A 225-nucleotide genomic window follows, 5' to 3' on the forward strand; every position below is an offset into this window, starting at 1 on the left:
TGTTGACAGATTCCATATTTTTAAAGATCAGGTACCCTCCAAAGATGGAGGAAATACCAGAAATCGTCAGAAACGATTTCGATGGCTTTTCAATAAAAAAACCAAAATTCAACACATCAAAACTTCAACGATGCATTCAATTTTGGCTTCTCTGCTCTCTTGAAGAGCTAAGCGTCTCACGACGAGAAAAGTGGTGGAGCCTAGCGGGATCGAACCGCTGACCTC

The 225-nt window shown here is 41.8% G+C and carries 1 protein-coding gene; it reads left to right on the top strand.

Annotation, left to right across the window (positions count from 1 at the left end):
* A partial coding sequence (locus E1189_RS24100; RefSeq protein WP_230459775.1) for a hypothetical protein occupies nt 1–221 on the top strand: 221 nt, incomplete at its 5' end.
* Nucleotides 222–225 lie beyond the last annotated feature (4 nt).

The organism is Parendozoicomonas verongulae (genome assembly GCF_009711465.1).
GTDB classification, from domain to species: Bacteria; Pseudomonadota; Gammaproteobacteria; order Pseudomonadales; family Endozoicomonadaceae; genus Sansalvadorimonas; species Sansalvadorimonas verongulae.